At 69.5% G+C, this 4,373-nt stretch carries 7 protein-coding genes; 3 read left to right on the top strand and 4 right to left on the bottom strand.

Annotated elements, in window-relative coordinates; translation table 11 throughout:
- Positions 1-31: 31 nt before the first annotated feature.
- A complete protein-coding gene (locus JMF90_RS26165; protein ID WP_011547738.1) occupies positions 32-769 on the bottom strand; it encodes a FadR/GntR family transcriptional regulator in 738 nt (245 codons plus the stop codon).
- A 263-nt stretch (positions 770-1,032) separates the two neighbouring features.
- Here JMF90_RS26165 and lhpI point away from each other — a divergent pair, with 263 nt between their 5' ends.
- From lhpI to JMF90_RS26150, 3 genes are all read left to right on the top strand, one after another.
- Positions 1,033-1,968 (top strand): bifunctional Delta(1)-pyrroline-2-carboxylate/Delta(1)-piperideine-2-carboxylate reductase, encoded by a 936-nt coding sequence (gene lhpI, locus JMF90_RS26160; protein ID WP_041489483.1) that lies wholly within the window; start codon positions 1,033-1,035, stop codon positions 1,966-1,968.
- A gap of 173 nt (positions 1,969-2,141) precedes the next feature.
- A complete protein-coding gene (locus JMF90_RS26155; RefSeq protein WP_006479063.1) occupies positions 2,142-2,552 on the top strand; it encodes a response regulator transcription factor in 411 nt (136 codons plus the stop codon).
- A 16-nt stretch (positions 2,553-2,568) separates the two neighbouring features.
- Complete coding sequence (locus JMF90_RS26150; RefSeq protein WP_006479064.1) at positions 2,569-3,348, top strand: helix-turn-helix domain-containing protein; 780 nt, start codon at positions 2,569-2,571, stop codon at positions 3,346-3,348.
- A gap of 34 nt (positions 3,349-3,382) precedes the next feature.
- Here the strand turns inward: JMF90_RS26150 and JMF90_RS26145 are convergent, their stop codons facing one another.
- The 3 genes from JMF90_RS26145 to JMF90_RS26135 form a co-directional block, all read right to left on the bottom strand.
- Positions 3,383-3,733 carry a hypothetical protein gene (locus tag JMF90_RS26145; protein ID WP_011547740.1) on the bottom strand — a complete coding sequence of 117 codons (351 nt, stop codon included), beginning with the start codon at positions 3,731-3,733 and terminating at the stop codon, positions 3,383-3,385.
- Between the two features lie 153 nt (positions 3,734-3,886).
- Positions 3,887-4,126 carry a hypothetical protein gene (locus tag JMF90_RS26140; protein WP_006479066.1) on the bottom strand — a complete coding sequence of 80 codons (240 nt, stop codon included), beginning with the start codon at positions 4,124-4,126 and terminating at the stop codon, positions 3,887-3,889.
- A 16-nt stretch (positions 4,127-4,142) separates the two neighbouring features.
- Positions 4,143-4,373, bottom strand: a 231-nt coding sequence (locus JMF90_RS26135; RefSeq protein ID WP_201325609.1) for a DUF1488 domain-containing protein, incomplete at its 5' end; no start/stop codon positions are given.

The following is a 4,373-nucleotide window of genomic DNA, read 5'->3' as shown; positions in this document are numbered from 1 at the left end:
GAGTACCAGAACGATCGCATCCGCAGGCGTGTCATTTCGGCGCAATGTCGCGCCGCACGCGGCGGATGTGCTGTTCGACATAGAACGCAGCGGCATCGGCATCCCCGGAGACGATCGCCTCGTAGATCAGCCGATGCTCGGACACGTAGAGCCTGATCCGGCCCGCGTCGTAGATGCCGTCGTCCTTCAGCCGCTTCCACAGCGGCTGGTCCATCGTCTTCGCGACTTCGTCCGCGATCTTCACGATCAGCGCGTCGCCGGTCATCAGCGCGAGTTGCCGGTGGAACAGCCGGTCGCTCTCGTTCCACAGCGCGCGCTGGTGCGGATCGTCGACGTCGGTGATGGTCTCCATCTGCGCGAGATAGCGTTCGGCGCCGGGGTCGGCGCGGCCATGGGCGGCCGCGAGGCGCGCGATCGCGGGCTCCAGGATCAGCCGCACGTCGAGCGTCGACGTCGGGCTGAAGTCGGCCTCCGACGCCGCGTGCGCGTCGCCGCGCCGCGCCAGCACCTCGAGCGGGGCCGCGACGACGTAGGTGCCCGAATTGCGCTTCGTGAACACGAGCCCTTCGTTCTGCAGCGCGCCGAGCGCCTCGCGCACGGCCGGCCGGCCGACCTGGAACAGTGCCGCGAGTTCGCGCTCGGACGGCAGCCGCGACTCGGCCGCATAGCGCCCCGCGCGGATTTCGTCGCGGATCTTTTCGGCTACCTGCTCGTAGATCTGCAGTGGCCTGAAACCGCCTTCGTGTGTGTCGGGACGCGCGGACATCATCGGATGGCTCCTGCCCGGTCGCGGGCGTGGATCTGGAAATGGGTTCGCACTATACCGGAGCGCGCGGGCAGCGCGGCAGCGGCGAGCCTTCTGGCCAGATATTAGAACCAAAATCCGCGAAGCGCTTTATTTTCTGGGTTGCACGTGCGCCAGCAAGTGGTATAGATTCGATCCACACTGCCCGGTGTCACGGTATCCGGCAGACCTGTGGCGGGCGCGGCATGCGTCCGCCGTCCACGCTCACCGACGCTGCGACGTACACGATGCCCGCCTTTTCCCCGATTCCCGTTTTCGATGCGGCCGACACGGCCGCGCTGCTCGACTATCCGGCGTTGCTCGCCACGCTCAGGCAAGCGGTCGCCGAGTATGCGGCGGGCGACATCGTCAGCCCCGAGCGCCTGGTCGTGCCGCTGCAAGGCGGCGGCGTGATGCTGTCGATGCCGTCGAGCGCCCACGACCTGGCGAGCCACAAGCTCGTCAACGTGTGTCCCGGCAACGGCGCGCGCGGGTTGCCGACGATTCTCGGCCAGGTCACCGCGTACGACGCCACCACCGGAGAAATGCGCTTCGCGCTCGACGGCCCGACCGTCACCGGCCGCCGCACGGCGGCGATCACCGCGCTCGGCATCCAGGCGCTGCATGGCGCCGCGCCGCGCGACATCCTGCTGATCGGCACCGGCAAGCAGGCGGCCAATCACGCGGAAGCGCTCGCGGCGATCTTTCCGGACGCGCGCCTTCAGGTGCGCGGCACGAGCGCGGACAGCGCGGCCGCCTTCTGCGCCGCCCACCGCGCGCATGCGCCGCGGCTCGCGCCGCTCGACGGCGACGCGATACCCGACGCGATCGACGTGGTCGTCACGCTGACGACGAGCCGCACGCCCGTCTACCGCGAAGCCGCGCGCGCAGGCCGGCTCGTGGTCGGCGTCGGCGCGTTCACCGCGGATGCCGCCGAGATCGACGCCAGCACGGTGCGGGGCAGCCGGCTCGTGGTCGACGATCCGGCCGGTGCGCGCCACGAAGCCGGCGACCTGATCGTCGCGCAGGTGGACTGGCAGCACGTCGCGTCGCTCGCCGACGTGCTGAACGGCACCTTCTCCCGCGGCGGCCCGCTGCTGTTCAAGAGCGTCGGCTGCGCCGCATGGGACCTGGCCGCGTGCCGCACCGCGCGCGACGCGCTGGCCGCGCGCCAGGCCGGCTGAGCCGGACGCGCCACCGTTCGGCCGCTCCCCGCGCGGCATCGCACTTGTCGGGATCGCCCGCGGCGATTTCCCGTACGCGGTGTAGGAAACGCCCTACACCGCGTCGAAGCGGCCTACACGAAGTTCCAATTCGGCCGATTTCAATTTCGGCGGCGCAACACGATACTGCCGGCATGAATGCCAGCCTGTCACCCGCCGCACTCAGGGTGTTCCTCGTCGATCACGCGGTTGCCGTCCGCCAGCGGATCGCGCTGCTCGTCGGCGCGATCCGCGGCGTTGCCGTGGTGGGCGAAGCGGAAGACGGCCAGGACGCGTGGACGCATATCCGCAGCAGTCGCGCGGACGTGGTGATCGTCGACGTGCGGCTCGCGGACGGCAGCGGTCTCGACCTGATCGGGATGCTGTCGAAGGCCGCGCCGCGCATCGTCACGATCGTGCTGACGAATCACTCGGCGCCGGCATTCAGAGAGGCATGCGCGACGGCGGGAGCCGACTACTTCTTCGACAAGACCGTCGAATTCGACGCCGCATGCCGTGTCATCGAATCCCTGGTGCACGCTCGCGCGCACCGCCACCGCCCCTGACGAGCCGGAGCGCCTCATGTCCACCGCCACCGCCTTCGCCGCCGACGTGTCCGTCGTACCCCGGCCAACGATTGCCCTGCGCCCGGTCGCGCGCGCCGACGCCGCCAAGCATCCGGCCGCACGCTGTTCGGCCTGCGCGATGCGCTCGATGTGCCTGCCGCCGCACCTGACCCCCGCCGAATACGGCCGCCTCGACGCGATCATCTGCACGACGCGGCAGGTTCGCCAGGGCGACGCGCTGTTCCGCACCGACGATCCGTTCCAGAGCATCTATGCGGTGCGCGCGGGTTCGTTCAAGACGGTGATGATGCATCGCGACGGCCGCGAGCACGTGACGGGCTTCCAGATCGCCGGCGAAACGCTCGGCATGGACGGCATCGGCGGCGGCCAGCACTGCTGCGACGCGATCGCGCTGGAGGACAGCGTGGTGTGCATCATCCCGTTCGGCGCGCTCGAAGCCGCGTGCCGCGAGATGAAGCCGATGCAGCACTTTCTCTACCAGATGCTGAGCAGTGAGATCGTCCGCGAATCGAGCCAGATGCTGTTGCTCGGCACGATGTCGGCCGAGCAGCGCGTCGCGCATTTCCTGCTGAACCTGTCGTCGCGGTTCGAGGCGCGCGGCTATTCGGCGACCGAATTCAACCTGCGGATGACGCGCGAGGAAATCGGCTGCTATCTCGGGATGAAGCTCGAAACCGTCAGCCGGATGTTCTCGCGGTTCCATCGCGACGCGCTCGTCGAAACGCGCGGCAAGCGCGTGCGCATCATTGACGCGCAAGCGCTCGCGCGGGTCTGAATCCGGCACGCGGCGGCGGATGGCCGCCGCTGCATCAATGCAGCGCGTCGCCGGTCGCCGCGTCGCGCAGCGCCACCGCTGCGGCGCCCGACTGCCACGCGATCAGCGCCTGTTCCGCCTGCGCGAACGCGCGGCGCAGCGTATCGTCCACGTCGGCGCCGACGCACGGCGGCAGCGACCTGGGCGCCGCGTCGCGCATCGACAGATCGAGCCGCACATCGTAGAGGCGCGCGCCATCGGCCACCGTGCGCGCTTCGATCGCGAGATGGCAGCCGTCGAGCAACGTGCGAAACCGTTCGAGCCGCACCAGTTGCGCGCCGGCCTCGGCCTCGACCGCTGCCGAACCCGTGAATCCGAGGCAGGCGATCTGCATGCCCACGCCCATGTCGTGTCTCCTGACGGGGCCGCCCGCTCGTCGACCGCCTTGCCTGTGCCGGCCGCGTCATGATGAGGCGGCACGTGTTTTCCGTGGCGCGGCGCGCCTTGCCCGGTCGCTGCCGGCCGATAGTCTGCCCGCGCCCGGCTGGCGCGGGACCGTTCATACGTTGAAGGTTTGCGACGCCTTCATCTCGATCCACGTCATGCCGGCCCGCAGCCCTTCGATCATCGCCTCGCGCTCCGTCGGATACGCGTGGCTGTGCTCGAACGTATGATGAAACCGCGCGGCGCCGGCGCCGTGCTCGACCGACACGCGGCAGCGGAACTCGCCCGATTCGCACGGGCGCGTCTCCACTTCGACCGACCAGTCCCGTTCGTGAATGTTGCCCTGCAGTGTCATGCGCCCTCCTGCGGTATCAGTCTCCGAGCCGGAAGTGCCCGCTGTGCAGCAGCACCGGCCGGCCGCCGATTTCCTCGAGCATGCGCCGTGCCATCGCCTCGATGGCTGACCGGTGCGCGTCGAATGCGCTCAGCAGATCGCGCTCGAGCAGCGACCGCGCGCCGAAATGATCTTCCAGCGCCTCGGCCGTGACCGCGCACTGGACGCAATGGCCGTCGACCAGCGCCGAAAACGCGACGACCAGGTC

Origin of the sequence: Burkholderia sp. E168m23, assembly GCF_016586125.1 — a bacterium.
GTDB classification, from domain to species: Bacteria; Pseudomonadota; Gammaproteobacteria; order Burkholderiales; family Burkholderiaceae; genus Burkholderia; species Burkholderia orbicola.
Note: the sequence above shows the minus strand (reverse complement) of the source record. Positions and strands in the feature narration are given on the sequence as shown.

Bases quoted from the DNA above. Each gene is read 5' to 3' on its own strand.
- JMF90_RS26150 (WP_006479064.1), top strand. From the start codon at position 2,569: ATGTCCACCGCCACCGCCTTCGCCGCCGACGTGTCCGTCGTACCCCGG.
- JMF90_RS26165 (WP_011547738.1), bottom strand. From the start codon at position 769: ATGATGTCCGCGCGTCCCGACACACACGAAGGCGGTTTCAGGCCACTG.
- lhpI (WP_041489483.1), top strand. From the start codon at position 1,033: ATGCCCGCCTTTTCCCCGATTCCCGTTTTCGATGCGGCCGACACGGCC.
- JMF90_RS26155 (WP_006479063.1), top strand. From the start codon at position 2,142: ATGAATGCCAGCCTGTCACCCGCCGCACTCAGGGTGTTCCTCGTCGAT.
- JMF90_RS26145 (WP_011547740.1), bottom strand. From the start codon at position 3,733: ATGGGCGTGGGCATGCAGATCGCCTGCCTCGGATTCACGGGTTCGGCA.
- JMF90_RS26140 (WP_006479066.1), bottom strand. From the start codon at position 4,126: ATGACACTGCAGGGCAACATTCACGAACGGGACTGGTCGGTCGAAGTG.